Origin of the sequence: Agrobacterium radiobacter, from assembly GCF_040801995.1 — a bacterium.
GTDB lineage: Bacteria > Pseudomonadota > Alphaproteobacteria > Rhizobiales > Rhizobiaceae > Agrobacterium > Agrobacterium radiobacter.
The window spans coordinates 1,145,244-1,166,748 of sequence record NZ_JBEGHX010000001.1 but is presented as its reverse complement, the minus strand read 5'-3'; the positions used below and the strand labels follow the sequence as shown (position 1 = coordinate 1,166,748).

Annotated in this window: 22 protein-coding genes, 1 tRNA gene and 2 pseudogenes; 21 read left to right on the top strand and 4 right to left on the bottom strand. The window is 58.6% G+C overall.

From position 1 onward, the window contains the following. Positions 1-63: 63 nt before the first annotated feature. The gene (locus MRBLRC7O_RS05930) at positions 64-1,545 is read right to left on the bottom strand and encodes a D-alanyl-D-alanine carboxypeptidase family protein (RefSeq protein ID WP_080570138.1); all 1,482 of its coding nucleotides are present in this window, start codon (positions 1,543-1,545) and stop codon (positions 64-66) included. A 138-nt stretch (positions 1,546-1,683) separates the two neighbouring features. After that, positions 1,684-2,403 carry a hypothetical protein gene (locus MRBLRC7O_RS05925; RefSeq protein ID WP_003502745.1) on the bottom strand — a complete coding sequence of 240 codons (720 nt, stop codon included), beginning with the start codon at positions 2,401-2,403 and terminating at the stop codon, positions 1,684-1,686. A 137-nt stretch (positions 2,404-2,540) separates the two neighbouring features. Between MRBLRC7O_RS05925 and MRBLRC7O_RS05920 the strand changes: the two genes are divergently transcribed. The 4 genes from MRBLRC7O_RS05920 (at position 2,541) to MRBLRC7O_RS05905 (ending at position 3,719) form a co-directional block, all read left to right on the top strand. Beyond that, positions 2,541-2,804, top strand: a complete 264-nt coding sequence (locus tag MRBLRC7O_RS05920; protein ID WP_003502742.1) for a hypothetical protein — start codon at positions 2,541-2,543, stop codon at positions 2,802-2,804. A gap of 15 nt (positions 2,805-2,819) precedes the next feature. Beyond that, the gene (locus MRBLRC7O_RS05915; protein WP_003502740.1) at positions 2,820-3,047 is read left to right on the top strand and encodes a hypothetical protein; all 228 of its coding nucleotides are present in this window, start codon (positions 2,820-2,822) and stop codon (positions 3,045-3,047) included. 341 nt (positions 3,048-3,388) lie between these two features. Further along, a complete protein-coding gene (locus MRBLRC7O_RS05910) occupies positions 3,389-3,541 on the top strand; it encodes a hypothetical protein (RefSeq protein WP_003502736.1) in 153 nt (50 codons plus the stop codon). An 88-nt stretch (positions 3,542-3,629) separates the two neighbouring features. Continuing rightward, positions 3,630-3,719: transfer RNA gene (locus MRBLRC7O_RS05905), tRNA-Ser, on the top strand. Positions 3,720-3,850: 131 nt separating this feature from the next. Here the strand turns inward: MRBLRC7O_RS05905 and MRBLRC7O_RS05900 are convergent. Next, entirely contained in the window at positions 3,851-4,189 is a 339-nt protein-coding gene (locus tag MRBLRC7O_RS05900) for a hypothetical protein (RefSeq protein WP_003502734.1), read from the bottom strand. Between the two features lie 315 nt (positions 4,190-4,504). Between MRBLRC7O_RS05900 and MRBLRC7O_RS05895 the strand changes: the two genes are divergently transcribed. The 14 genes from MRBLRC7O_RS05895 to MRBLRC7O_RS05830 all read left to right on the top strand — a co-directional run bounded on the left by MRBLRC7O_RS05895 (position 4,505) and on the right by MRBLRC7O_RS05830 (position 18,768). Next, positions 4,505-5,593 (top strand): septal ring lytic transglycosylase RlpA family protein, encoded by a 1,089-nt coding sequence (locus MRBLRC7O_RS05895; RefSeq protein WP_099085419.1) that lies wholly within the window; start codon positions 4,505-4,507, stop codon positions 5,591-5,593. 75 nt (positions 5,594-5,668) lie between these two features. After that, positions 5,669-6,841, top strand: coding sequence for a D-alanyl-D-alanine carboxypeptidase family protein (locus tag MRBLRC7O_RS05890; RefSeq protein ID WP_080866135.1), 1,173 nt, complete (start codon positions 5,669-5,671; stop codon positions 6,839-6,841). A 135-nt stretch (positions 6,842-6,976) separates the two neighbouring features. Next, positions 6,977-7,651: a dTMP kinase gene (tmk, locus tag MRBLRC7O_RS05885; protein WP_080866134.1), complete on the top strand. Its 675-nt coding sequence runs from the start codon at positions 6,977-6,979 to the stop codon at positions 7,649-7,651. Next, complete coding sequence (locus MRBLRC7O_RS05880; protein ID WP_060725005.1) at positions 7,644-8,669, top strand: DNA polymerase III subunit delta'; 1,026 nt, start codon at positions 7,644-7,646, stop codon at positions 8,667-8,669. Before tmk ends, MRBLRC7O_RS05880 begins: the two co-directional genes overlap by 8 nt. 308 nt (positions 8,670-8,977) lie before the next feature. Continuing rightward, positions 8,978-10,528, top strand: coding sequence for a methionine--tRNA ligase (gene metG / locus MRBLRC7O_RS05875; protein ID WP_080866133.1), 1,551 nt, complete (start codon positions 8,978-8,980; stop codon positions 10,526-10,528). An 11-nt stretch (positions 10,529-10,539) separates the two neighbouring features. Continuing rightward, entirely contained in the window at positions 10,540-11,322 is a 783-nt protein-coding gene (locus MRBLRC7O_RS05870) for a TatD family hydrolase (RefSeq protein WP_060725011.1), read from the top strand. 2 nt (positions 11,323-11,324) lie between these two features. Further along, positions 11,325-12,149 (top strand): MBL fold metallo-hydrolase, encoded by an 825-nt coding sequence (locus MRBLRC7O_RS05865; protein WP_060725007.1) that lies wholly within the window; start codon positions 11,325-11,327, stop codon positions 12,147-12,149. 21 nt (positions 12,150-12,170) lie between these two features. Further along, positions 12,171-13,952 (top strand): chloride channel protein, encoded by a 1,782-nt coding sequence (locus MRBLRC7O_RS05860; protein WP_080866132.1) that lies wholly within the window; start codon positions 12,171-12,173, stop codon positions 13,950-13,952. Positions 13,953-14,061: 109 nt separating this feature from the next. Further along, positions 14,062-14,424 (top strand): ArsR/SmtB family transcription factor, encoded by a 363-nt coding sequence (locus MRBLRC7O_RS05855; protein ID WP_035212424.1) that lies wholly within the window; start codon positions 14,062-14,064, stop codon positions 14,422-14,424. Between the two features lie 29 nt (positions 14,425-14,453). Beyond that, on the top strand, positions 14,454-14,981 hold the full coding sequence (locus MRBLRC7O_RS05850) for an arsenate reductase ArsC (protein WP_080866131.1): 528 nt from the start codon (positions 14,454-14,456) through the stop codon (positions 14,979-14,981). Beyond that, positions 14,981-16,039, top strand: coding sequence for an ACR3 family arsenite efflux transporter (gene arsB / locus MRBLRC7O_RS05845; RefSeq protein WP_080866130.1), 1,059 nt, complete (start codon positions 14,981-14,983; stop codon positions 16,037-16,039). The genes MRBLRC7O_RS05850 and arsB overlap by 1 nt, the downstream gene beginning before the upstream one ends. A gap of 2 nt (positions 16,040-16,041) precedes the next feature. Continuing rightward, positions 16,042-16,464 (top strand): arsenate reductase (glutaredoxin), encoded by a 423-nt coding sequence (gene arsC / locus MRBLRC7O_RS05840; protein ID WP_080866129.1) that lies wholly within the window; start codon positions 16,042-16,044, stop codon positions 16,462-16,464. After that, positions 16,442-17,167, top strand: a complete 726-nt coding sequence (gene arsH, locus MRBLRC7O_RS05835; protein WP_162690821.1) for an arsenical resistance protein ArsH — start codon at positions 16,442-16,444, stop codon at positions 17,165-17,167. Before arsC ends, arsH begins: the two co-directional genes overlap by 23 nt. Positions 17,168-17,394: 227 nt before the next feature. Then, positions 17,395-18,768 carry an ISNCY family transposase gene (locus MRBLRC7O_RS05830; RefSeq protein ID WP_111788832.1) on the top strand — a complete coding sequence of 458 codons (1,374 nt, stop codon included), beginning with the start codon at positions 17,395-17,397 and terminating at the stop codon, positions 18,766-18,768. A gap of 11 nt (positions 18,769-18,779) precedes the next feature. Here the strand turns inward: MRBLRC7O_RS05830 and MRBLRC7O_RS05825 are convergent, their stop codons facing one another. Beyond that, positions 18,780-19,517: a hypothetical protein gene (locus tag MRBLRC7O_RS05825; protein WP_111788831.1), complete on the bottom strand. Its 738-nt coding sequence runs from the start codon at positions 19,515-19,517 to the stop codon at positions 18,780-18,782. A gap of 340 nt (positions 19,518-19,857) precedes the next feature. Between MRBLRC7O_RS05825 and MRBLRC7O_RS05820 the strand changes: the two are divergent. The 3 genes and pseudogenes from MRBLRC7O_RS05820 to MRBLRC7O_RS05810 form a co-directional block, all read left to right on the top strand. Further along, positions 19,858-19,995: pseudogene (locus MRBLRC7O_RS05820) on the top strand (ISNCY family transposase); the annotation flags it as partial. After that, positions 19,996-20,397: pseudogene (locus MRBLRC7O_RS05815) on the top strand (cytochrome b); the annotation flags it as partial. Positions 20,398-20,811: 414 nt separating this feature from the next. Next, positions 20,812-21,432, top strand: coding sequence for a DUF1062 domain-containing protein (locus MRBLRC7O_RS05810; protein WP_035212419.1), 621 nt, complete (start codon positions 20,812-20,814; stop codon positions 21,430-21,432). Positions 21,433-21,505 lie beyond the last annotated feature (73 nt).

Genomic DNA, 21,505 nt, shown 5'->3' with positions numbered 1-21,505 from the left:
ATTACACAATTCGAGGAGACAGGCGATGTTTCGACAATGAAGCACCGCCTGCGGAAACATCAGTTACTGGAGTGACGCCCAGCAGCTGACGCCTTTCTTTTTCAGTACATTACATGCATTCACCGCAGCGTTCTGGCCATCAAAGCCGCCGAAACGGGCGCGGTAGATCTGGGAGCCGTCCTTGCTGAAGGCGACCGTGAAGGGTTTTGCGGAGCGCAATGCCGCGCCGCCTTTTTCCTGCGCGTTCTGCAACAGGCCGCGGGCGGAATTTTCGTCCGGTGATGCGCCGATCTGGATTACCCAGCCGCCTTGCGGAGCCTCGGATCGAGCCGAAACAGAAGGGGCGGAGGCGACAGACGCCGTGGTAATATTGTCCACCTTGGTCGAGTTGGTGATCAACTTGCGGTCCGGTGCAGCGGGTGCCTGAGCAATCGGATCCTTGCCCTTCTGCCAGGTGGCGGCTTCCATGGCCTTGACGGCTGCATTGGAAGAGGAGCCCGCAAAGGCGGTGACCGGCGCTTCCTCGTAACGGGTTTGCGGAACGGGACCTGCATGCGGAAGACCGGAATCGGTCGCTGCGACGGCCACGGAAGGCACAGCTGCAGCCACGGCAACGGGTTCTTCGACCGGAGCAGAACGCGTCTGCGCGATCAGGTTGCTGTTGCCGCCGCGCGATGCCTGCGGCAGGTAAGTAGCAACAAGCTTGCGCATGGTCGCGTCACGGGCAGCACTCGAACGGCCGCCGAGAACGACAGCGACGATCGAGCGACCGTCGATCTGCGCCGACGTGGCAAGGTTGCTGCCGGCTGCGCGGGTGTAGCCCGTCTTGATGCCATCCACGCCCTTCACGGTTCCGACGAGGCGGTTATGGTTGCCGATAACCTGCTTGCCGAAGTTGAAGGTGCGGGTGGAGAAATAGCCGTAATATTGCGGAAAATGCTGGCGAAGCGCCACGCCGAGGCGGGCCTGGTCGCGCGCCGTCGTCATCTGCGCCGTGTTGGGCAGGCCGTTGGCGTTGCGATAGGTCGTGCGGGTCATGCCGAGTGCACGGGCTTTGGCGGTCATCATTCTGGCAAAGCGGTCTTCCGAGCCGCCGATATATTCGCCGAGCGCGGTTGCCATGTCATTTGCAGAACGGGTGACGAGCGCAAGGATAGCCTGTTCCACGGTGATGCTGCCGCCGGCGCGCACGCCGAGCTTGGATGGTGGCTCCTTGGCGGCGTTGGCGGAAACCGGCACCTTGGAATCAAGCGAGATGCGTCCGGTATTGAGTGCTTCGAACGTCAGGTAAAGCGTCATCATCTTCGTCAGCGAGGCTGGATAACGCAGGCCGTCAGGATCCTCACCATAGAGGACCTTGCCGGTCTTGGCGTCGATGACGATACCCGCATATTTCGGGTCGGCCTTTGCGGTCTGAACGGATGTTGCGGTTATGAACGCCGCAGCAAGGGTTAACGCAATAAACCTCACGAAAGACGTTGCACCCGCTTTGCGCGAATGTGCTCCAGATAGACTTTTCAACACTGCTGAACTCTTCAATCGCATATTTATGTTCCGCTCGGACACGCCCCGCCCGATGCTCCGAGACGAAACTTTATCGGGATGGCGTTACCAAGTGGTTTATGAAAGGTATCTGCCTCCCATAAAATGCGACTTTTCGCACACAATCTGTGCCGTGCCGTGTCACGGATTTCCGTCTTTTACGAGGCGTCGCTCGATATAGTTTTTCACATTCGCATCCAGCTTTTGCCATTGTGGCAGCAGGGCGGAGGAGAAACGGTAGAACAGGCTGAGATCCTGTCCGGTGTGAATATCCCTCTGGCAATCGCTGCCAGTGGCCTCCTGCGGCGGTTGCGGCAGGAGGCAGCGCACCACATAGGCGTTGCCGCCCTCACGCTCGCCCGTCAATATGACTTCCTTGCCGTAGCCGGAATCGGCGCGCAGACGGTGCAGCACGAGGCCGTGCTTCAGCGGCACCGGCTCTCCCTCTGTCAGGCGTGAATAGATCGGCGCGAAGCGACCGGACATATCCTCCGACATGGTGCTTTGCGAAAGCTGGATGAAAATCAACCCCGCCGCCTGCGTCGGATCATCGAAAACAGAGCGATTCGCATCCTCATAGCCCCTGAGGTCCGGCCAGCTTAGATAAAGATCGATGCGTTCGCGTTCTCCGCTGAGGCGCTCGGAAGGCGCTCGCAGGGTGTTTTTCGCAAGCTTCAGCCGGTCGTTGCCGATGACGATCTCCACGTCCTCGGTGGCCGCCGTATGGCCCGCCTGGAGAATCCGCTCGCCGTACCATTTGATGCCGACATTGAGCGCGCCGAGAAAGATGAGAAGAATTCCGGCGATGAGGGCGGTCCGGAGCATGACTGACGATGAAAGCAGGGGTTTCTGGTCTTTCATGGACTTCCATATTCGGTTGGCCGCCGGATGATTCTCCGGGACGGGAAATAGCCGTGCAAAGCTTTAACCTGAGGCGATCGGCATTGAAATGATGTTTTGCCGCTGCTACCTGATAACCACCAAGCAAAGGACGGCATATGGCAGCGCGCGACAGATATTCCCGGAAGCTCGAATGTTCCAAATGTGGTCATCAGGGTTTTGCCGAAGCGTCGGAATCGGATGACAAGAGCCGCCGTGACGTCGATTTTCGCATCGATGAAATGCCTAGGGGATTTCGCGCTGAGCGCGTCTCGGGCGATCCGACGGATTTCATGATCCGTTGCGCCCAGTGCGGCAATATATTCCGTTTCCTGCAGAAAACCGCCTATGCGCCGGGAGGCGAGCCGCGCGTGAAGGCCTGAACGGGAGGTGCCCGCATGACTTTACCGCAACAACCTGATGGAGCGCCGCAAAGGCGCAAACCGATCTGGCCGTGGATCCTGCTCCTGGTACTGACGCTCTGCGCCATCTATTCCTATAATCGCGCCAATGAAATCATCGCGGAATTGTCAGACACCTTGCCGCCCGCTCTGCTGAACCTGTTCGAGGATATTCTTCGCGGCGACGGCCGGCATGGCAATGGCGGACCGGGCATCGGCGTCTAAAGGGAGAGCGTCTGGCGCGTAGCCGGCCCCTCGGGCATGCTTCAGCCTCTGTGATCGCAAATAAAAAAAAGCCCCGCAAATAGGCGGGGCAGGTTGATCGCTCGGGGAAAGTTGGGCAATGCCCGGGAGCGATGGCTTGATATAAGTGACAAGAGTGCTGACGCGATAGGCCACTTCCGACCCAAACAGTACGCCCGCGCATAAATTTTGTTCAATCAGCAGATTTTTAAAAGATGAGCTCGGTAAATCTGTAAGACAACTTGACAGACTTTCCCTTTATTCTTTGCATTGCCTCGAATTGCACATATTCGCCTTTAACATAACGTGACATGAGCAGACGCATGGATAAATCCGGAATTTTCTTCGTGGCGCTTTTGCTAGTGCTAATCGCAATTGTTTTGAGCCTGACGCTGTTCGATTCGGCCCAGCAGGTGCCGTCGATACCTTCAGGCGACGGATCCCTGCTGCCGCCGGCAACGACCCCGGGGCAATGATCTGCCAACCATAAAGAGAAGGACGACGCCGCTCGCCCGGGCGGGATTGACGGCCTTTTTCAAACCGCTATAAAGCCTCACCACCGATGGATGGGTGTCCGAGTGGTTTAAGGAACCGGTCTTGAAAACCGGCGTGCGTGAGAGCGTACCGTGGGTTCGAATCCCACCCCATCTGCCATTCAGTCCGAAAATCATTCTAAAAGAGCAGCGACGAAGGATGCTTCGATCGCGTTGCTTTGCTTTGGAATGGCTGGAGATCGGCGTGAATGGGAAACCCGCCTTTCGGCGGGTTCCGAGCGGCTAATTTGATCAGATTTCCGGACAACCCCGTTCATTCGCGAAGGTGATGCGATCCGGTCCCCGGCGCGTGAAGCCTTCAACGACGACACGACCCGGCGTGACGCGTACGACCTCGGGATCGCGTAAACCTGCCTCACGGGCAGCGGCACGGGCTTCGCGTTCGCTGCAACCGCGCATGCGGGGCGGGCCACGGCGGTCCATATCCCGGTCACGATCTCGGATGACGGGGCGAACGCCGTCAGGGCCGATTCTGAGCTCCATGTCCTGTGCACCTGCAGGGATTGGTGCGGCGAAGGATACGAGGGCGATGCCAATCGCCAGACCTGTGGTTTTCATAAACTTGATCATGTTTCCTCCCTCAGCCGAAACCGGCGGAAGCTCGTTGTTTGCGGGGAGAAAACGCGGTCGTCGTCCGTTTGTTCCTTGAGGATGCGGTCGGGAAGGGAGGCCGAGGTGGGTAGATTGGGCCCGACAGGCGGGCTTAAAAGATAGAAATCATTAACCACGTTCGTTACAATTTTATCGAATTTGCAGAAGTCGTTCGCATTTTCGCCACGTTATGCACAAGATTAAGCGACTGTTAGGTGCTTCGATGGCAGGGGCAATTATCGAGGCAAGTGAGGGTGCGGTTCTCCGAGCCAATAGCAGCGTGGGGCAGACGATTTGAATTCTTCGGTCAAGAAACTCGGCATCAACGCCAGGTCGGGCGTGAAGTGGCTCGCAATTTCCGTGCTTTGCGCTGCGACTGCATCGTGTTCCACGACGTCCGAGACCAAGCCTAAACCCAAGCGCAGCAAGGAATATTTTTCCGAATCCGAATATGGCGTCAAAGCCAGCCCGCGTGTGGCCGATGGCAAAAGCATTCCCAAGGGCGGCGGGCGCGAGCTGGTCGGCAATGCCTATACCGTCAAGGGCCGCCGTTATTTCCCGAAGGAAGAGCCGGGTTACAACAAGACCGGTCTTGCTTCCTGGTACGGTTCCGCCTTTCATGGCCGCCTGACCGCCAATGGCGAAGTCTACGACAAAGAACATCTTTCTGCCGCACATCCGACATTTCCCCTGCCGAGCTACGCGCGCATCACCAACATGGAGAATGGCGCTTCGGTTCTCGTGCGCGTCAACGATCGCGGACCGTTCCATGAAGGCCGCCTGATCGACGTTTCCAGCAAGACGGCCGATCTTCTGGACATGAAGGCCACTGGAACGGCGAATGTGCGGGTGCAATATGCCGGCCGCGCACCGCTTGACGGTCACGACATGCCCTATCTGATGGCATCTTACATTCCGAAGGGATCGCGTTCGCCGGGTGTAGCACCGGAAGGGCAGATCGCAACGGGCGTGATGGTGGCTTCGGCTTCGCCGAATTTCGTTCCCGCCCCCACCTCCAACCCGAATTACGGCGGCTCTACCCAGACGGCGCTCGTCGGTTCCAAGAAGAATGCCGCGCTTCAGGCCATGCCGCTGGTCAATGGCCCGGCGCCGGTTTTCGAACAATTCGCGATCCTGCCGGAAATCGGCCCTATCCTGGCCGAGCGTCCGGAAGGCAATTTCATGCGTGAGCCGGCTGCCCCCGGCGGCAATTATCTGCGCGTGCCGACGCCGTCTTCCAAATTTGCCGCGGCCTATTCCGAAGAATCTGCTACGGTTTCCAGGACCGCGAGCGCCTTTGACAGCGTGCTCGTCGATCGTGGCGCGCTCAATGAGCAATCGATACTCGCCCATGTGAAGCGTCAGCAGGCGAAGTCGCGCTGACGGATTGAAGGATACGGCCGGCCTCTCGCCTTTATCGCGGGCAGCCGGTTGCGGCAGGCAGGACTGGGCGGTTTCATGCGCAAGGCCATTCATCGCTCCTATTGTTCGGTCGTCACGGCGGCTGCGCTTGCGTTTTTCAGTGCAGGCCCGGCGCAATCACAGACAGCCCCCTTCATCGCCAAGGCCGAACAGGCCTATATGGTCGATGCCGAAACGGGAACGGTGCTTCTTTCGCAGAATGAGAATCAGCCTTTTCCACCTGCATCGCTCGCCAAGCTGATGACGGTGGAGGTGGTGCTGGATGCGCTGTCCAAGGGTCAGGTGACGCCTGAGACCGCTTATCCCGTCTCGGAGTATGCCTGGCGCACGGGCGGTGCGCCGTCGCGCACCTCGACCATGTTCGCGGCGCTGAAATCCTCCGTCAGCATCAATGATCTCTTGACCGGCATCATCGTCCAGAACGCCAATGATGGCTGCATTGTCATCGCCGAAGGCATGACGGGCTCGGATGCCGCCTTTGCCAAGCGCATGACGGCGCGGGCGGGCGAACTTGGCATGAGCCGCAGCACCTTTACCAATTCCACGGGGCTTCCCGATCCCGGCAACCAGACGACCGCCAGGGACATGGTGCGCCTTGCCCAGCATCTGCATGATACCTATCCCGACCGTTACGGGCTTTTCACCAAGCCGGATTTCGAATGGAACCGGATTTTCCAACGCAACAAGAACACGCTGTTGATGCCAGGCAGCGGTATTGATGGTCTCGGGCTTGGTTTTGCCGAAGGCAGTGGTTTTGCGGCCGTCGTCTCGGCCGAGCGGGAAGGCCGCCGGGTCTATCTGGCGCTTTCAGGCATCGTGGACGACAAGACGCGGCAGGAGGAAGCCCGCCGGGTGGTGGACTGGGGCCTGACGGCCTTTGAGAAACGCCATCTTTTCAGCAAGGACGAGGCTGTCGGGTCGGTCAGCGTCTATGGCGGCGATGTCGCGCATATCGATCTTTCGCCGAAGGAAGATGTCAGCGTGCTGGTGCCAGTCAATAATCCGGAGCGTATTTCCGGACGAATCGTCTATCGCTGGCCGCTGAATGCACCTTTGGACGTTGGCGCAAATGCCGGAACGCTCAGGATTTTTTCGGGTGAGCGCCTGTTGCGGGAGGTTCCGCTTTATACGAAGGCGGCGGTCGGCAAGGGATCGCTTACCCAGAATGCAACGGGTGCGCTGAAGGAACTGCTGCTGTTCTGGCTCTGAAAGCCTGTTCCACGCATCGCCTTGTTCCTATGCTTTTGTTCAGGCACCGGTTTTTCTGAAAAGCGCTTCACACATTTCGGTTCGATGCTGTAAACAGGCATTTCGAATTCCAGAAAACCCGTGCAGGACGTGACATTGGCCGAAAAGACCGGATTGTTCATCAGCTTCGAAGGCGGCGAAGGCGCCGGCAAGTCGACGCAGATTCGCACCCTTGCCGAGGCGCTTCGCGGCCGTGGTTTCGAGGTGGTCGTGACGCGCGAGCCGGGTGGCTCGCCGGGTGCGGAGGCTGTCCGGCATGTGATCCTGTCGGGTGCGGCCGAATCCTTCGGCGTGCGCATGGAAGCAATCCTGTTTGCGGCTGCCCGCAACGACCATGTCGAAGAGGTCATTCGCCCGGCGCTCGCGCGCGGCGAGATCGTCCTCTGCGACCGGTTTCTCGATTCTTCTCGCGTTTATCAGGGCACGACCGGCAATCTGGAGCCGGACTTCATCGAAACCCTGCAACGCATCGCGATTGACGGCGTCGTGCCCGAACTGACACTGATTTTCGATATCGCCGCCGAAAAGGGGCTCGCCCGCGCCAGAAAGCGTGCGGATGAGGGCGCTGCGCCTGATCGGTTCGAGAAAGAGGAAATCGAAACCCACGAGAAGCGGCGGGAAGCCTATCTGGATATTGCGCTCGCCGAACCGCGTCGCTGCCGGATCGTCAATGCCGACCAGCCGGAAGGAAAGGTGGCGGAGGATGTCCTGTCCTTCGTCGAGCCTTTGCTTGAACAGCTGGGAACAGCAGCGGGCGCGGCGCATGAGTGAGGTTCAGGGCGTTCTCGACGGCGCGATTGCGCCACAGCAGAACACGAAGCTTTTTGGCCATGAAGAGGCGGAAGCGTTTCTCACGCAATCCTATCGTTCCGGCAAGGGCCATCATGCCATTCTGATCGAGGGGCCGGAGGGGATCGGCAAGGCGACATTGGCCTTCCGTTTCGCCAATCATGTGCTCAGTCATCCCGATCCATCGCTAGCGCCGGATTTTCTCGCTGATCCTGATCCGCAATCGCTGGTCAGCCGGCAGATCACCGCCGGGGCCTCGCATAATCTCCTGCATCTCACCCGTCCGGTGGACGAAAAGACCGGCCGCGTGAAATCAGCCATCACCGTGGACGAGGTGCGGCGGGCAGGGCACTTTTTTTCGCAGACATCGGGCACCGGCAACTGGCGTATCGTCATCATCGATCCCGCCGACGATCTCAACCGCAATGCCGCGAATGCGATCCTCAAAATACTGGAGGAGCCGCCAAAGCGGGCGATGTTCCTCGTCCTGTCGCACGCGCCGGGAAAATTGCTGCCGACCATCCGCTCGCGCTGCATGCCGCTCCGGCTCCTGCCGCTTTCCGACGCGGCCATGGTGCAATCGCTCGATCATCTCGGCATCAGCCCATCGGGTGAAAAACGCGACGCCCTGCTTGCCGCCTCCAAGGGCAGCGTCGCGCAGGCGCTCAAGCTGCTGAATTACGGCGGCTCGGACATCGTCGAGGCCTTTGCCGAGGTCATGGGAGCCGAAGGGCCGGGCGCGCGCAAGCAGATGCACAAGCTTGCCGAGATTCTCGCGCAGAAGGACGGAGACATCGTCCTCGGCTTCTTCATGGAGCATGTGACGGAAGAGCTGATGGAGCGCGCACGGGCAGCGGCGGTGGCAGGCGATATCGCGGCGGCGGAAAAGCATGCGCGGCTTTCCTCGGCGCTTTCGGAACGCATTACCGTGGCGCAGGCCTATAATCTCGACAAGAAGCAGATGGTGCTCTCCATTCTGGAAGATATTCGCGGCGTTTGAGGATCGGGAATCGTATGGAACGTACGATTTGACGGTGAATAAACTCTCCTCCGTCATGCCGGATTTGATCCGGCATCCAGCCACGGCGCGTCTGTGCCGTGGGGAATGAGTCTTTCGCGATCAAGGACTTGATCGCTGCTGGACCCCGGATCTAGTCCGGGGTGACGGTAGTGCGGATGCTAAGCGTTTGCCAAATCCACTTTGTCTGCGAGCAGTCGTACAAAACGTACGCTTTTTCTTTCGCTGCTGCGCACAATGGTTTAAGAGCGGTCTATCCAAAAAACAGCCTGTAAAGTCGATAGACCGTCATGACAGACAAGACACCATTCTACATCACCACCGCGATCTCCTATCCTAACGGCAAGCCGCATATCGGCCATGCCTATGAGTTGATTGCGACGGACGCCATGGCACGCTTTCAGCGCCTGGATGGAATGGATGTTTTCTTCCTGACCGGCACCGACGAACACGGCCAGAAGATGCAGCAGACAGCGCGGGCGGAAGGTATTTCGCCGGAAGAGCTGGCGCAGCGCAATTCCGATCAGTTCCGCGAGATGGGCAAGCTGCTCAACGCCTCGAACGATGATTTCATCCGTACTACGGAAGAGCGTCACCACGAGACCTCGCGCAATATCTGGAACCTGATGGCCGATAGCGGTGACATCTACAAGGACAGCTATGCCGGCTGGTATTCCGTGCGCGACGAGGCCTATTACGGCGAGGACGAGACGGAAGTGCGCACTGACGGCGTTCGTTACGGGCCGCAGGGCACGCCGGTCGAGTGGGTGGAAGAGGAAAGCTACTTCTTCAAGCTCTCCGAATACCAGGACAAGCTGCTGAAGCTTTACGAGGAAAACCCTGAATTCATCGGCCCGGCCGAGCGTCGCAACGAAATCATCTCCTTCGTGAAGTCCGGCCTCAAGGACCTGTCGATTTCCCGCACCACCTTCGACTGGGGCATCAAGGTTCCGAACGATCCCAAGCACGTCATGTATGTCTGGGTCGATGCGCTGACCAACTACATCACCGCCACCGGTTACATCGAGGACAAGAACGGTCCGCGCGCCAAATATTGGCCTGCCGACGTGCATATCATCGGCAAGGACATCATCCGCTTCCACGCGGTCTACTGGCCGGCCTTCCTGATGAGCGCCAAGTTGCCGCTGCCCAAGCGGGTCTATGCGCATGGCTTCCTGCTCAACAAGGGCGAGAAGATGTCGAAGTCGCTTGGCAATGTCGTCGATCCGGCCAATCTGGTGAACCATTTCGGTCTCGATCAGGTCCGTTATTTCTTCCTGCGCGAAGTCTCCTTCGGCCAGGACGGCAGCTATAGCGAAGAGGGTATCGCCACCCGCATCAATGCCGATCTCGCCAATGGCATCGGCAATCTCGCCAGCCGTTCGCTGTCGATGATCGTCAAGAATTGCGACGGCCAGATACCGACACCCGGTGAGTTCACCGATGAAGACAAAGCGATGCTCGCCTCCGCCGACGGGTTGTTGGCGATTTGCCGTGAGGAGATGGGCAAGCAGCTCATCCACCGCGCGCTTGCGGCCATTATCGCCGTCGTCTCGGAAACCGACCGTTATTTCGCGTCGCAAGAGCCTTGGGCGCTTAAGAAGACCGATCCCGAGCGCATGGGAACCGTGCTTTACGTGACGGCGGAAGTGGTGCGCCAGATCGGCATTCTCTTGCAGCCCTTCATGCCGGAATCCTGCGACAAGCTGCTCGATCTCGTTGCCGCTCCCGCCGACAAGCGTGATTTCGCTGCATTGGGCGAAGCCGGCCGTCTGGTTCCGGGCACGCCGCTCGAAGCGCCGAAGCCGGTTTTCCCGCGTTACGTCGCGCCGGAAGCATGAAGGCGACAACCATGCTGATCGATACCCATTGCCATCTGGATTTTCCCGATTTCGAGGCTGAGCGCGACGATATCATCGCCCGCGCCCATGCTTCGGGTGTCAGCCAGATGGTGACGATCTCGACCCGGGTGCGCCGGCTGCCCGAACTTTTGAAGATCACGGAAAAATATCCGTCGGTCTTCTGCTCGGTCGGCACGCATCCCAACAGCGCGGCCGAGGAACTGGATATCTCTGCTGATGATCTGGTGCGGCTGGCGGAGAGCCACGACAAGATCGTGGCGATCGGCGAGGCGGGTCTGGATTATTTCTACGACACGCAGAAGCCGGAAGACCAGAAGACCGGCCTCCTTCGCCATATCGAGGCGGCAAGGAGAACGAAGCTGCCGCTCGTCATTCACAGCCGCAGTGCCGATGACGACATGGCCTCTATTTTGCGCGCCGAGAGCGAAAAGGGAGCATTCCCCTTCATTCTGCACTGCTTCTCCGCTGGTCCTGAGCTGGCGAAAACCGGTGTCGAACTCGGCGGTTATGTTTCCTTCTCCGGCATTCTGACCTTCCCGAAATCGCAGGATATCCGCGATATCGCCGCCACCGTGCCGCTGGACCGGCTGCTGGTGGAGACGGACGCGCCTTATCTTGCGCCGAAGCGCTGGCGCGGCAAACGCAACGAACCTTCCTACGTGGTCAACACCGCGGAGGTTCTGGCCGAGGTACATGGCGTTTCCTATGAGCGCATGGCCGAAATCACCACCGAAAACGCCTTCCGCTGCTTTTCGAAGATGACAAGGGTGTAGGCGTGGCAATCTACCGTCGCCGCTTCACGGTTCTCGGTTGCGCGTCGTCGCCCGGCGTGCCGCGCATCAACGGCGACTGGGGTGCCTGCGACCCTGACAACCCCAGGAACAGGCGCACGCGCACCGCCTTCATGGTGGAGCAGATCGGTCCGGATGGCGGCAGGACGACTGTCGTCATCGATACCGGCCCGGATTTTCGTGAGCAGATGATCGCGGCGAAGGTGGAGGCGGTCGATGCGGTGCTATACACCCACGCCCATGCCGACCATCTGCACGGCATTGACGATCTGCGCATCTATTTCGCCATTCAGCAAAACCGCATTCCGATCTATGCCGATCCCGTCACCATGGCGCGCATATGGGACGGTTTCGCCTATTGCCTGGAGACGCCGCCGGGCAGCAGCTATCCGCCCATCGTCGAACCCCGGATCATCGCGGATATCGATGCGCCTGTTGTCATCGACGGGGCAGGCGGGCCGATACCTTTTGGCGTGCATATGCAGCAGCATGGCGATGTGCATTCGCTGGGCTTCCGCATTGGTGACGTCGCCTATTGTACCGATGTCAGCGATTTTCCGGCCGAAAGCCTGCCGAAGCTTGCCGGCCTCGATGTCCTCGTCATCGACGCGCTGCAGCACCGTTACCACCCAAGCCATCTTTCGCTGGAGCAGGCGCTCGGCTGGATCGAGAAATTCGCACCCAGACGGGCGATCTTGACCCACATGCATATTCCGCTCGATTATGACACGGTGATGCGTGAAACGCCTGATAATGTTGAACCGGCTTATGATCAGATGCGTTTCGAGATCGAGATCGAAGCAGCCTGACGCCGCCTGAAAAGGAACAGCATGTCGACCAAGCCTTTCCGTGCACCCAGTATGGCGAGCTTTTTCGACAATCTGCGCGCCAGCCGGTTGCGGGCCATGTTCCGGCGCGGCGAACTGGGGCTGGTGATCCTCGCCGTTTTCATCGGCATCGCCGCGGGTCTCCTGGTGGCGCTGATCGGCGCTCTTAGCACGGCGCTGCATGTGCTGGTCTTCGGTGTCGAGCGATTGAGCAGCAGTGATCTGTCCGGATGGATCGTGCTCGCCGGTCCTATCATCGGCGGCATAGTACTTGGCCTGATCATCTTCATTCTATCGAAGACCCGCAAGAAACCCATGGTCGACCCCATCGAGGCAAATGCGCTGCATGGCGGCCGCCTGTCGCTGACGGACAGCATCATCGTCTGCGTGCAGAATATCGTCTCCAACGGTTTCGGCGCCTCCGTCGGGCTCGAGGCTGGTTACACCCAGGTCGCCAGCGGCGTTGCCTCCAAGATCGGCATCAAGCTGAAACTGAGGCGAGGGGACATGCGCATCCTCGTCGGCTGTGGTGCCGCAGGGGCGATTGCAGCAGCGTTCAATGCGCCTCTGACCGGGGCGTTCTACGCCATTGAACTCATCATCGGCACTTATACCGTCGTAACGCTTGCGCCGCTCATCGTTTCGGCGCTGGTGGCGACGACCGTTATCGGTGTTATCGGCGGCCATGGCCTCTCCATCGATATTGTCGATGCCAGCCGCGTGACGCCGGCGGATTATGTGCCTGCCATCTTTCTCGGCGTCGTGTGCGCGGCCATCGGCATCACGCTGATGCAGGCGGTGTCCTTCATCGAGGAGACGGCCCGCAAAAGCGCCATTCCCGGCTGGCTGCGCCCTGCAATTGGCGGCGTGGCGGTGGGTGGGCTTGCGCTGATTTCACCGCAGGTGCTGTCGAGCGGCCACGGCGCGCTGCATCTCAATATCGACGCGGAACTGACGATATACGGGCTGGCCGGGCTGTTCCTGCTGAAGGCGGCGGCCAGCGCCATTTCCATCGGTTCGAATTTCCGCGGCGGCCTGTTTTTCGCCTCGCTGTTCATGGGATCGCTGCTCGGCAAGATTTTCGCGCTTTGCGCCCCCTATATCGGTTATGGTTCGACGGCACCCATCGTTTATGCGGTGATCGGCATGAGCGCCTTTGCCGCCGCCATCATCGGTGGCCCGCTGACCATGACGTTTCTGGCGCTGGAACTGACCGGCGACTTCCAGATCACGGCTCTGGTGCTTGCCGCCGTCATCACCACCTCGCTCGTGGTGCGCACCACATTCGGTTACTCCTTCGCCACCTGGCGTTTTCACCTGCGTGGCGAGAGCATTCGCAGCGCCCACGATATCGGCTGGATCCGCGACCTGACGGTCGGCAGGATGATGCGCGCCGATATCCGCAAGGCCAATGTCAGCATGGGGCTTCCGGCCTTCAGGGAGAAGTTCCCGCTCGGTTCGACGCAACGGGTAATCATGACCCATGATGACGGGCGTTATGCCGGCGTCGTCCTTGTCCCGGAAATCTATGCCGACCCGATGGATCGCGACCCCAGCAAGATCAGCCTCGAAACCTATCTGCACTACAAGAACGATGTGCTGCTGCCGACCATGAATGCCCGTCAGGCGGCGGCGGCCTTCGATGCGGCGGAGAGCGAGGCGCTGGTGGTCGTCAATGACAAGATCGAAAACCGGCCGGTGGGCCTGCTCACGGAAAGCCATACATTGAGACGTTATAGCGAAGAGCTGGATCTTAGGCGCCGCGAGGCGTCCGGTGAATTATAATATACATTAGGAAATCTATTCATCTTATTGATAAGATTAATTTTTATGTTCATTTCTGCTGTCTCGTTTGTTTTCTTGACAATCCTTTTGTATCCATTATTCTGGATATATGGATAATTTAACCGCAATAACCGCGCTTGGCGCTTTGGCTCAATCCACCCGTCTGGAGACATTCCGGATACTCGTGCGGCACGAGCCGGACGGCGTTCCCGCCGGTGAACTTGCGCGCCTTATCGATGTTCCTCAGAACACGATGTCGGCGCATCTCGCCACGCTTTCGCGGGCGGGTCTGGTCAAGAGCGAGCGGCAAAGCCGGTCTATCATCTATCGCGCCGATCTAGACGGGTTGCGCCTGTTGACCCTGTTTCTGCTGAAGGATTGCTGCGGTGGTTCGACCGAACTTTGTGCACCGCTGATTGCCGAACTGACACCCTGCTGCAGCCCGGAGGCGACACCATCGCCGGGCCTGTAAGACCACCGATCTAACCACGGACCGAAACCATGACCGACAAGATTTATAACGTGCTCTTTCTGTGCACGGGCAATTCCGCTCGTTCCATTCTTGCCGAATCCATTCTCGCCAGGGAAGGTGAGGGGAGGTTCAACGCCTATTCGGCCGGCAGCCAGCCGAAGGGGGAGGTGAACCCTCACGCCCTGAAGGAACTGGCGGTGCTGGGTTATCCTGCTGCTGGTTTCACCTCGAAAAACTGGGATGTTTTTGCCGGGCCTGATGCGCCCCAGATGGATTTCATCTTCACGGTCTGCGACAGCGCCGCAGGTGAAGCCTGTCCCGTCTGGATCGGCCATCCGATGACGGCCCATTGGGGTATAGAGGACCCCGCCGCCGTGGTCGGCTCTGAGGCCGAGGTTCAACGCGCCTTTGCGCAGGCTGCCCGTTTCCTCAAGAACAGGATCGCGGCTTTCGTCAGCCTGCCCCTGCAATCGATCGATCGAATGGCGCTGGAAACCAGGCTCCGGCAGATCGGCGCTTTGGAAGGAACCACCAATCGTGAAGGAAAATCGGCCTGATGTCCGTCTTCGAACGTTATCTGACCGTCTGGGTGTTCCTGTGCATCGTTGTCGGTGTCGCGCTCGGCCATTGGATGCCCGGCGTCTTTCAGCTCATCGCTGCTGCCGAGATCGCCAGGGTGAATATCCCGGTTGCGATCCTGATCTGGCTGATGATCATCCCGATGCTGCTCAGAATCGATTTCCGCTCCCTCTCGCAGGTCGGCACATTCTGGCGCGGCATTGGCGTGACGTTGTTCATCAACTGGGCCGTCAAGCCGTTCTCGATGGCGCTGCTCGGCTGGTTTTTCATCGGCTGGCTATTCCGTCCTTATCTTCCGGCTGGTGAGATCGACTCCTATATTGCCGGGTTGATCATCCTTGCAGCTGCTCCATGCACCGCCATGGTCTTCGTCTGGAGCAACCTGACACGGGGTGAACCGCTGTTTACATTGTCGCAGGTCGCGCTCAACGATGCGATCATGGTCGTGGCCTTTGCTCCCATTGTCGGGCTACTGCTAGGCCTTTCGGCCATCACCGTGCCCTGGGATACGCTCGTTCTCTCTGTCGCGCTCTATATTGTCGTTCCCGTCATCCTCGCGCAGCTGATCAGACGGTGGCTCATGACTGACGGAACGTCACGAATGCTGGATCGCGTTCTTGCAAGGCTGCAGCCGATTTCGCTGGTGGCGCTGCTTACGACGCTGGTTCTTCTCTTCGCCTTCCAGGGCGAGCAAATCATCGCCCAGCCAGCCGTCATCGGTCTGCTTGCCATCCCGATCCTCATCCAGGTCTATCTGAATTCGGGGCTTGCCTACCTCCTGAACCGGATGACGGGTGAGCGCCATTGCGTCGCCGGGCCTTCGGCCCTCATCGGCGCCAGCAATTTCTTCGAGCTGGCCGTCGCGGCCGCCATCAGCCTGTTCGGCTTTCAATCAGGCGCGGCACTCGCAACCGTTGTCGGTGTTCTCATCGAAGTCCCGGTCATGCTTTCGGTCGTCTGGATCGTGAACCGCTCGAAGGATTGGTATGAGGCCGCCCCCGCCGTTTCCCGAACGATAATGACTGAAAGGCAATGAGTATGGACGCCACGATTTTTCACAATCCGTCCTGCGGAACGTCTCGCAACACGCTGGCGCTGATTCGCGCGGCAGGGATCGAGCCGACCGTGGTCGAATATCTGCGGGAGCCGCCGACGCGCGAACAACTCGCAAAAATGATAGCGGATGCGCGCCTGACGGTGCGCGAAGCCATGCGCGAGAAGGGGACACCCTATGCCGAACTCGGTCTCGACAATCCTGATCTGACCGACGATCAGCTGCTTGATGCGATGATAGAAACACCGATCCTCATCAATCGCCCTTTCGTGGTGACACCGCTCGGCACTAGACTCGCCCGTCCATCGGAAGTCGTGCTGGATATTCTGCCCAAGACTTTCAACGGACCGTTCTTCAAGGAGGATGGTGAGCAGGTCCTCGACAATGAAGGAAAGCGCATTGCCTGAGACATTTCCCGCGTTGCAGGCGCAACACCTGCACAGCATTGACCCTGATGCACTGCGTCCGGCGTTTTCGACCCACAAGCCGCGCATCCTGATCCTTTACGGCTCGCTGCGCGAGGTTTCGTATAGCCGTCTGCTTGCATTCGAAGCCGGGCGGCTGCTCGAACGGCTCGGTTGTGAGGTTCGGATATTCGATCCGAAAGGCCTGCCTTTGCCCGATGAAGCGCCGGCCAGCCACCCGAAGGTGAAGGAGTTGCGTGAACTCTCCCAATGGTCGGAGGGACAGGTCTGGGTAAGTCCCGAACGCCACGGCGCGATGACCGGCATCATGAAGTCGCAGATCGACTGGATTCCTCTCGCGGTCGGATCGGTCCGGCCAACACAGGGCAAGACGCTCGCCGTCATGGAGGTTTCCGGCGGAAGCCAGTCCTTCAACGCGGTGAACCAGATGCGAATTCTCGGCAGATGGATGCGGATGATCACCATCCCAAACCAGTCCTCGGTGGCAAGGGCCTATCAGGAATTCGATGCTGAAGGCCGGATGAAGCCATCATCCTATTATGACCGGGTCGTGGATGTCTGCGAGGAACTGGTGAAATTCACGCTACTGACACGTGACGCTTCCAGCTATCTGACAGATCGCTACAGTGAACGCAAAGAGCAGGCAGAGGAGCTTGAAAAACGAGTCTCGCTAAAATCGATCTGATCGGTTGGCGCTGGTGGTGTTTCGTGCTTTTCAGATATGATCACATCGATCGCGCAGTGGCATCTGTAGCGAGCAACAACCGCACAAATCCAAAGCCACACCACCAAATAAGTTCCATAATATATGTTATGCGATTATTGTGTGTAGCCGCAAAGTTAAAGTGTCCTGTTTCTGCAAAGTTGGAATGTCACACTCCCCGGGTCTGATTGACGTCTGGGAGATTGCAGATGGGATTGATTACGATGAGCGAGCGCGATCTGCAGCGGATCGAGGTTTTGTCGAAAGTCATGGCCGGCCGAATGACGATGGTATCAGCGGCACATGTTCTCGATCTGAGCGAGCGCCAGGTCCGCCGCCTCCTGGACCGAATGCGCACTGACGGTGCAGCCTCGATCCGGCACAAGGCGATCGGTCGACCATCGAACAACCGGATTGCGGATAGCGTTCGGGATTACGCCGTAGCTCTTGTTCGCGAGCGTTATGCGGACTTCGGTCCGACCCTGGCGACCGAGAAGCTTTTCGAACGTGATGGCCTGCATGTATCACGCGAGACGGTTCGTACCTGGATGGTCGATGCCGGCTTATGGCTGTCGCGCAAGCAACGACGAACGTTTCATCAGCCGCGACTGCGACGCGAGGCTTATGGTGAGTTGGTGCAGATCGATGGTTCGGAGCATCGCTGGTTCGAAGACCGTGGGCCAGCATGTTCATTGCTGGTGTTCGTTGACGATGCGACCGGCAAGCTGATGCAGTTGCGCTTTGTGCGTTCAGAAAGTGCCTTCACCTACTTCGAGGCACTGGCGCTTTATCTTGAGCAGCACGGTGCACCGATTGCCTTTTATTCCGACAAGCATTCAGTGTTCCGGGTGGCAAAGAAGGATGCCAAAGGCGGCCAGGGCATGACCCAGTTCGGGCGAGCGCTTTGTGAGCTAAATATCGAGATTCTCTGCGCAAATTCGAGCCAGGCCAAGGGTCGGGTCGAGCGAATGAATCGGACGCTGCAGGACCGTCTGGTCAAGGAACTGCGATTGGCCGGCATCGACAGTATGGAGGCTGGCAATGCGTTCGTACCCGGTTTCATCGATGACTATAATGCACGGTTTGCGGTTTGCCCTGCCCGATCCGATGACCTGCATCGGTCAATGAACCTGGCGCCGGATCGATTGCGAGAGATCCTGTGCAAGCGAGAACAGCGGTATGTCGGATCGCAGCTGACATTTTCCTATGAGCGCCGGCGGATCATGCTGGACGAGAACGACGTCACGCGCGGCCTGGTTGGCAAATATGTCGAGACCTATGCCTACGCCGATGGTCGCCTCGACGTGCGCTGGAAGGGACATTCCCTGCCCTACACGGTGTTCGACAAGGATCAGCGCGTGACGCATGCGGCGATCACCGAGAACAAGCGGCTTGGCGATGTCCTTGCGTATATCAAGGAGCGCCAGGACGAGCAGGAAAAGCCGACGGTGAAGAGCAACAGCGACAAGAACGGCTACACGCCGCGCGCTCGCAAGCCCGGCCGACGGAAGGACTTCATGAACGATGCGAAGGTTATTGCGCGTCGTCACCAGCGATTATCGTTGCCGCCTGCGGCGGAGTGAAAGTCGCTCCGTCAATGCACGCCGATATCGGTTTGCGTGTCAGATTCCAATTGCAAACACGCGGCCCAGAGTGGTGTTTTGTGGAAGGGTCCATCCTGAAAGAGCTTTAACCCTTCTTTCGCCTCATAGAGCACCCCCAGCCAACACAAGCGACGAATGACGCCGTAGCGGATCCCAGATTTCAAGGTCCATGCCTCGATTGTCATCTCGGCGTCCGACAGATGTGCCACGCTTGGGTACAGGATTTTCACGACCTCGTTCAGTGAGCAACCTGACCTCGCCTTGATGTTGAGCAGATTGAGGAACATGCGCCACCAGCGTAGCCGGTCACGCACTTCCTTTTCCGTTTCCGCGTCGTGGACGTAGGAATAGAGATAATCCGTGGCGACCAGATCGAAGAAGGCCTGTGGTCTTGCCAGAAACTCCTTGCCCCGTTTGGTCGGCAACAGCACGTCTTTCTTGCGACGAAGCAGTTTGAGATGACGGATCATGTCGCGCACCACCCAAAGCGGTGGCACGTCGTCTTCATTGAGGACCTTATTGACGCTATAGAGATCGGTGACTGTGTAGTCGGGCCATTCAAAATGGGTGGCAGCCCAGTGCACGAACTTACGGTTCATGGCACCTGTAGCAGTCAGGCCTATGCCTCCTTGCGTCGCGGCATAGGACAGGCTCAAGGTTATACCCCGTATGAGCGGCGACAGAGCGATGACATCGACCTCGCCTGTGAGTTCAATTTGCGGAAGCATCCTCTGACCTTGTCCCCGACCTCATCGATTCACCGAAGAGTATCAACCGTCAACGAAACAATTGCTACTGAGGAAGCTAAAGCCGAATGGGTGTGTTCATCACCCGCCCCCGCCCTCTCCTTGCAACCGGAGAGCCGGGTCGGCCGGGGGCTGATCGGAGGAGCAAGTGTCGCATGTCTAAATGGCCAGGACACGGAAACCGGACATTTCTACTTTGCAAATCGGCGGACATTCCAACTCCTCCGCCACATTGTGTGTAGCTGCAAAGTTAGAATGTCCTGTTTCTGCAAAGTTGGAATGTCACACTCCCCTGGTCTGATTGACGTCTGGGAGATTGCAGATGGGATTGATTACGATGACCGAGCGTGATCTGCAGCGGATCGAGACTTTGTCGAAGGTGATTGCCGGTCGGATGACTATGGTGTCGGCGTCGCATGTGCTTGATCTGAGCGAGCGCCAGGTCCGCCGTCTTCTGGAATGGTCGGCTTTCAGCCGGAAGCCGCAGCCTGTCGATGGCGAAGGCCCGGTTTCAAGGTTCGCGGCGCGGGCCGCTCATGTCGCATTGCTGTTCCTTACCCTTACCCTTGCCGTTCCCCGCGCCGGCTGGGCCGTCGCTTCGACGGCTCCCCTGCAAATCCCAAGTTACGTCTTCGATCTCGTGGTCGTGCCGGGGTTGCCTCTGGCGATTTCCGATCAGGCGGAGGCGTTCTGGACAGAGGTTCATGCCACCCTCGCCTATCTCGCCGTAGCCATCGTATTTCTACATGTGACGGCAGCGCTATGGCACCATTTCATCCGCAAAGATTCAACCCTCCGGCGTATGCTTCCGTCTCCGGCAGCCGCGAATAACAGGCGCAAAACTGTGTCCTCCCGGAAATAGAGTCGCAGCCCATCTGGTGACATCGTTTTGACCGCGGAATGGGCAGGCTACCCGAAGTTGCGCAAAAGTCACATCGCAGTGGCTTTCGGCCGCTGAGCGCGCCGCATGCTTCCATTTCTGACCGATCATTTGTTATCGTTACCGCCGAAGAGCATTGGCGCATCGAGGTAGACTTTGCCTAAGTAAATACCGGTCTCAATCCAGTTTCACCCGTACTGCGGATGGCCACAGGCTGTCGGCGTATGATCACGTTCATCGGGTGGTGGCAAGAGACCGGTCTGGCATTGTTAAAATGTGCCCTGCGCAGCTTTGCTGTCTCAGCTCTTCACCCACCCGAAACATCGCCACGCCGTTCCCGTCAGGGTTTTCTCCTGCACCATCTTGGTGGACTTCCAAATGGAAGACCAAGACAATATGTGCAATGTACTTCGGGTCCAATGGACCATTACACCACGAACGGCGCCCCAGCCCTGGCTTGCATGCAGCGGATGTGGCGACCTGAGGGCGTTTCAAGCCAGCGGCAAGATCCGGCTTAATGCCAACGGCCGCAAACTGGATGCCTGGCTCATCTATAAATGCCTGATCTGCGACAAAAGCTGGAACCGGCCAATTTTCGAGCGGCAGAACGTCCGCGACATCAGCCCTTCCGTTATGGAAGCGCTGCAGTCGAACGATCCGCAATGGATAAGAGCGGAAACATTCAACCTCGAAGCCCTGAGACGCAAATCGCAACGCATCGACGAGTTTCCCGAGTTCGATATCGAGAAAAAGATCAAGGACGAACCTCCCGACTGGACCAAGGCCGAGATTGATCTCACGGTTCCGCTCCAGACCGGCATACGCCTTGATCGTCTGCTGGCGTCCGAACTGGGGCTTTCACGGTCGATGCTGCAGAAGCTTCACGATGGCGGCACCATACGGGCACCATCCGACCTTCTGCGGCGACGTCTCAAGAACGGCACCCGCATTGTGATCGAGTGCTGCGATGGTTTCGATCGGGAGCTATTCTTGAAACCCGTGACGGTGGGTTTCTAAAGGTGTCGCGAGGGTCTGTCAGGTCAGACCCTCGCGCTGAGACTGGGTTAGACCGCAGCGGCAGTCTTTCCGA

What these genes read in the sequence shown, in the direction of transcription:
- MRBLRC7O_RS05930 (WP_080570138.1), bottom strand. Translation starts at nt 1,545, where the DNA reads ATGCGATTGAAGAGTTCAGCAGTGTTGAAAAGTCTATCTGGAGCACAT.
- MRBLRC7O_RS05925 (WP_003502745.1), bottom strand. Translation starts at nt 2,403, where the DNA reads ATGAAAGACCAGAAACCCCTGCTTTCATCGTCAGTCATGCTCCGGACC.
- MRBLRC7O_RS05920 (WP_003502742.1), top strand. Translation starts at nt 2,541, where the DNA reads ATGGCAGCGCGCGACAGATATTCCCGGAAGCTCGAATGTTCCAAATGT.
- MRBLRC7O_RS05915 (WP_003502740.1), top strand. Translation starts at nt 2,820, where the DNA reads ATGACTTTACCGCAACAACCTGATGGAGCGCCGCAAAGGCGCAAACCG.
- MRBLRC7O_RS05910 (WP_003502736.1), top strand. Translation starts at nt 3,389, where the DNA reads ATGGATAAATCCGGAATTTTCTTCGTGGCGCTTTTGCTAGTGCTAATC.
- MRBLRC7O_RS05900 (WP_003502734.1), bottom strand. Translation starts at nt 4,189, where the DNA reads ATGATCAAGTTTATGAAAACCACAGGTCTGGCGATTGGCATCGCCCTC.
- MRBLRC7O_RS05890 (WP_080866135.1), top strand. Translation starts at nt 5,669, where the DNA reads ATGCGCAAGGCCATTCATCGCTCCTATTGTTCGGTCGTCACGGCGGCT.
- MRBLRC7O_RS05880 (WP_060725005.1), top strand. Translation starts at nt 7,644, where the DNA reads ATGAGTGAGGTTCAGGGCGTTCTCGACGGCGCGATTGCGCCACAGCAG.
- metG (WP_080866133.1), top strand. Translation starts at nt 8,978, where the DNA reads ATGACAGACAAGACACCATTCTACATCACCACCGCGATCTCCTATCCT.
- MRBLRC7O_RS05870 (WP_060725011.1), top strand. Translation starts at nt 10,540, where the DNA reads ATGCTGATCGATACCCATTGCCATCTGGATTTTCCCGATTTCGAGGCT.
- MRBLRC7O_RS05860 (WP_080866132.1), top strand. Translation starts at nt 12,171, where the DNA reads ATGTCGACCAAGCCTTTCCGTGCACCCAGTATGGCGAGCTTTTTCGAC.
- MRBLRC7O_RS05855 (WP_035212424.1), top strand. Translation starts at nt 14,062, where the DNA reads ATGGATAATTTAACCGCAATAACCGCGCTTGGCGCTTTGGCTCAATCC.
- MRBLRC7O_RS05850 (WP_080866131.1), top strand. Translation starts at nt 14,454, where the DNA reads ATGACCGACAAGATTTATAACGTGCTCTTTCTGTGCACGGGCAATTCC.
- arsB (WP_080866130.1), top strand. Translation starts at nt 14,981, where the DNA reads ATGTCCGTCTTCGAACGTTATCTGACCGTCTGGGTGTTCCTGTGCATC.
- arsC (WP_080866129.1), top strand. Translation starts at nt 16,042, where the DNA reads ATGGACGCCACGATTTTTCACAATCCGTCCTGCGGAACGTCTCGCAAC.
- arsH (WP_162690821.1), top strand. Translation starts at nt 16,442, where the DNA reads ATGAAGGAAAGCGCATTGCCTGAGACATTTCCCGCGTTGCAGGCGCAA.
- MRBLRC7O_RS05830 (WP_111788832.1), top strand. Translation starts at nt 17,395, where the DNA reads ATGGGATTGATTACGATGAGCGAGCGCGATCTGCAGCGGATCGAGGTT.
- MRBLRC7O_RS05825 (WP_111788831.1), bottom strand. Translation starts at nt 19,517, where the DNA reads ATGCTTCCGCAAATTGAACTCACAGGCGAGGTCGATGTCATCGCTCTG.
- MRBLRC7O_RS05810 (WP_035212419.1), top strand. Translation starts at nt 20,812, where the DNA reads ATGTGCAATGTACTTCGGGTCCAATGGACCATTACACCACGAACGGCG.